Consider the following 4,739-nt stretch of genomic DNA (forward strand, 5'->3'; position numbering starts at 1 on the left):
GAATAATCGGCCATTTTATAAAGAGAATTTTTATCAAAGGTTGCAGCCATTGCAATTGCCTGCGGAAAAACTGTTGTTTTAAAAGGAGTTCTTGCAACACCGTGTAGAGTTTCATTCCACCAGTCATAAGCTGGAATTCCAAGCCTTGGGATTGCAGGTGCGGCATTTAGCATTTGTGCTACTTTTTCTTCTAATGTAAGCTGACTGATTAAGTTTTCGACTCGTTCCTCAAATGTGGCACTGGTATTTTGAAAAAGAAATTTTGGCTCATTGTTTTGTGCTGAAATGCAAAATGAGATCAATAGTAGAATCTGATATTTTATGTTTTTTGTTTTCATGCAGATAATTTTTTATTTGAAGCGAAAGTCGATTTATGTTATAGAAAAAAAATACAACCGATTGCGTAAAGAAAAGAAAAATTTATCTAACCTGAAATTTTTATTTTGTAAAAAATGATTTTTTTTAATTTATCGATAATTTATTATGCTAAATATTGTGTTTTTATTGCTTGTTCATGTAATTGTGTTGCGTAATTAAAAATGGAGTGGCATTTTTTGGAACATAAGGCACGCAAAAAAAAAATCCTTAATTTGATGATTTTTGGATGCATTTAATTTTGCAAATAAACAGGATAGCTAAAGAACGTTATGTGCAAACTCCTTTCATTTTGATGTTCGTTTTTTATACTTAAGATTAGTTATTATGCAGTGATACAATAATGTATGATTGTAATGATTATTTTTTTACCTATTTATGATTCCAGAAATGCTAAAGTTTAAAATTTTAAAATAAAAAGTAAGATTTTATCTTTTTATATTTTCTGTAATGATATCGCATTAAGAGATAATTTTTATTAAATAGTATGCCAGTATTCTAATTCAGTTTGATGTATTATTAGTTTTTTATGTTTTTTTATGCGATAAAAATGTTTTTTATTGTTGTTTTTTCTATAGTTGTCAATAAAAAATAACACAACCGATTGTGTTTGATGATTATTTGTTTATATTTGTAAAAAATACACTTATAAAATATTGTTATATTTCAGTTCTTTAAGTGTTTAAAATAGCTAGCAAACAAAACCAACTTTTATGAATGTAAAACAAACTAAAATGGGCTATCTGCAGAATTCGTTTTAATTATCGCATTTTCATAATTCCAAGGTTAGGCATGCTTATATGCATAGAATTTTATGTGAGTACAGCTCGGCCATTTTTGCGTTAGGCAATTAACTTTTTCTAGTTTTTCAATCAAGTCTTTCAAACAATTAAAACAAGTAAAAACGATTAAAATAAAAGCAGCAATGATTACAAAAAAAATATCTTTTTTATACTTTGTCGGATTTTTATGTTTTTTCTCCCTGACAGCCCAAGAGAAAAAATCAAACAAAACGTCGAATAAGCGATCTCCAATCTTTTCTAGTGTTATATATCGGGGAGATGACGAAATCTATAAAAGAAATCCTTTAAAACCCGATGAATTCTATTCTCCAATTCTGCAAGGATGTTACCCAGATCCTGCTATTACAAGAAAAGGAGAGGACTACTATATGGTTTGCTCTTCATTTGCTATGTTTCCAGGAGTGCCAATTTTTCATTCTAAAGATTTGGTAAACTGGACTGATTTGGGAGGAGTATTGAATAATGTATCAGAGTTTAATCCTCATGATACAGGCATTAGTGCTGGTGTTTACGCACCGGGAATTACTTATAGCCCACACAATGACACTTTCTATATGATTGTAACGGCATTTACAGGAAATATGGGAAATATTATTGTGAAAACTAAAGATCCGAAAAATGGATGGGGAAGTCCAATTAAATTGGACTTTAACGGAATTGATCCTTCTATTTTCTTTGATGACAACGGAAAAGGTTATGTGGTGCATAATGATGCTCCAGATAAAGGAAAAGAATTGTATAATGGACATCGTGTTATTAAAGTATGGGAATATGATCTAGATAAAGATCAGGTTATTCCTGGAACAGATAAAATTATAGTAGATGGCGGAGTTGATCTTTCTAAGAAACCAATATGGATTGAGGCGCCTCATTTGTATAAGAAAGACAATCATTATTATTTGATGTGTGCAGAAGGAGGTACGGGAGATAATCATAGTGAAGTTATTTTTATTAGCGATAGTCCAAAAGGTCCTTTTAAGCCAGCATCCAATAATCCAATTCTTACTCAAAGATATTTTCCTAAAAACAGACCCGATAAAGTAGATTGGGCTGGACATGCAGATTTAGTGCTTGGTGCTGATAATAAATATTATGGTGTATTTTTAGGAATTCGTCCAAATGAAAAAGACCGAGTAAATACAGGACGCGAAACATTTATCTTGCCAGTAGACTGGTCGGGGACTTTCCCTGTTTTTGAAAACGGCTTAATTCCAATGGAGCCAAAATTGAAAATGCCAAATGGTGTAATAAACAAAACTGGCAAAGAAGGTTTTCTTCCTAATGGCAATTTTACATTTACAGAGAATTTTACCTCAAAAAAATTAGATTATAGATGGATAGGATTAAGAGGGCCGAGAGAACATTTTATTTCTATTGTTAAAAAAGGCTTGCAGATTAATCCATTTCCGGTAAATATTAAAGAACTAAAGCCAACTTCAACATTGTTTTATAGACAGCAGCACAACACTTTTTCATTTGAAACCACATTAGATTATAAACCTGAATCTGAGAAAGATTTAGCAGGAATTGTATGTCTGCAGAATGAAAGTTTCAATTATGTTTTTGGGGTAACTAAAAAAGGAAAAGATACTTATGTTTTGCTAGAAAGAACAGAAAATGGTCAATCTGAAATTATAGCTAGTAAAAAAATTGAAATTATGGGTGCAATGCGTCTGCAAGTTAAAGCTGCAGGAGATAATTATCAGTTTAGTTATGCATTAAACAGCGCTGATTTTGAAAATCTTGGAACAGGAGTTTCAGGAGATATTCTTTCAACAAATGTAGCAGGAGGATTTACAGGCGCTTTGGTTGGTTTATATGCTACTGCTTCCAATAATGCAATTCTGAAATAGAAAATAAAAGCATTAAAAGCTCATTATTTTGGTTTGGAACATGATGCCGAAAAATGGGTAAAGCAGTTCATTTAGAATTATTTAAATAAAATTAGATTTAACAAGATATCATGAAATCAATAATTAGATTTTTCTTAATTGCAGTCCTTTTTTTTGCAGGGCAGAAGGGATATTCTCAAGATCCAAATTTTCATATCTATTTAAGTTTTGGTCAGTCTAATATGGAAGGTGCCGCGCCAATAGAAGCTGAAGACAAGATAGATATAGATCCTCGCTTTCAAGTGCTGGAAGCAGTAGACTGTCCAGATTTAAACCGCGAAATGGGTAAATGGTATACAGCAATACCACCTCTATGCCGATGTAAAACTGGATTAACACCAACAGATTATTTTGGAAGAATTATGGTTGCCAATCTTCCTAAAAACATACAAGTGGGAGTGGTAAATGTTGCAGTTGGAGGATGTAAGATAGAACTTTTTGATAAAGACAATTTAGAGAGTTACATCAAAACAGCGCCAGACTGGATGCTGGGTATAATCAAAGAATATGATGGGAGTCCGTATGCTAGACTTGTAGAGATGGCAAAAATTGCTCAAAAGAAAGGTGTCATAAAAGGAATTTTGTTACATCAGGGAGAATCTAATACGGGTGATGCATTGTGGCCGAAAAAGGTCAAAATAGTCTATGATAATCTGATGAGGGATCTCAATTTAGATCCTAAAAAAGTGCCTTTACTTTCTGGAGAGACCGTCAATGAAGACCAAAACGGAAAATGTGCGAGCATGAATAAAATTATTGCAACATTGCCTCAGACTATTCCAACCTCGTATGTAATTTCATCAAAGGGTTGTGCAGTTGCTACAGATTTTCTTCATTTCAATGCTGCAGGATATAGAGAATTAGGAAAGCGTTATGCAGAAAAAATGCTTTCCCTGTTAGGTTACAAGTCAAATGCTTCAAATGACCCTTTTATTGTTCAGGCACCAATAGGATTCGACGCGCTAGACCCGAAAGTTCCGACAGGAAAAATAGAAACGGTAAGTTATAATTCAAAGACGGTTGGCACAGTTAGAAAAGCAACTATTTATACACCGCCAGGATTTGCTAAAAATAATAAATACCCAGTTTTATACCTATTGCATGGAATTGGAGGAGATGAAAAAGAATGGCTTAACGGCGGAAGTCCGCAGATTATATTAGACAACCTTTATGCAGAAGGCAAATTACAGCCAATGATTGTGGTAATGCCAAACGGAAGAGCTATGAAAGATGATAGTGCTTCGGGAAATATTATGGCGCCAGAGAAAGTGCAGGCATTTGCAGATTTTGAAAAAGATCTATTAAAAGATTTAATTCCTTTTATTGAAAAAAAATATAATGTTCGCAAAGATAGAGAACATCGTGCCATTGCAGGATTGTCTATGGGAGGAGGACAATCGCTGAATTTCGGTTTAGGAAACTTGGATAAATTTGCTTGGATAGGAGGGTTTTCATCGGCTCCAAATACTAAGAAAACAGAAGAATTAGTGCCAAATCCCGAGGAAACTAAAAAGAAACTGAAACTGCTTTGGATTTCTTGCGGAGATAAGGATTGGTTAATTGAAAACAGTCAACGCACTCACGATTATTTAGTTAAAAATAATGTGCCGCACATTTATTATTTAGAACCAGGAGTTCACGATTTTAAAGTATGGAAAAACAGCTTATA

At 33.1% G+C, this 4,739-nt stretch carries 2 protein-coding genes and 1 pseudogene; 2 read left to right on the plus strand and 1 reads right to left on the minus strand.

The genetic code is table 11. From position 1 onward, the window contains the following. Positions 1–338 (minus strand): annotated as a pseudogene (locus tag B3J44_RS10445) (glycoside hydrolase family 3 N-terminal domain-containing protein); the annotation flags it as partial. Between the two features lie 962 nt (positions 339–1,300). On the opposite strand from B3J44_RS10445, the gene B3J44_RS10450 reads away from it, so the two are divergent. Then, positions 1,301–3,031 (plus strand): glycoside hydrolase family 43 protein, encoded by a 1,731-nt coding sequence (locus tag B3J44_RS10450; RefSeq protein ID WP_286968350.1) that lies wholly within the window; start codon positions 1,301–1,303, stop codon positions 3,029–3,031. A 110-nt stretch (positions 3,032–3,141) separates the two neighbouring features. Continuing rightward, positions 3,142–4,739 (plus strand): sialate O-acetylesterase (locus B3J44_RS10455; RefSeq protein WP_286968352.1); only part of this gene is annotated, 1,598 nt, incomplete at its 3' end.

Source organism: Flavobacterium sp. UBA4854 (assembly GCF_002399805.1).
Taxonomy (GTDB): domain Bacteria; phylum Bacteroidota; class Bacteroidia; order Flavobacteriales; family Flavobacteriaceae; genus Flavobacterium; species Flavobacterium ginsengisoli.

Excerpts from the sequence above, each read along its gene's own strand:
- B3J44_RS10450 (WP_286968350.1), top strand. The coding sequence starts at position 1,301 with ATGATTACAAAAAAAATATCTTTTTTATACTTTGTCGGATTTTTATGT.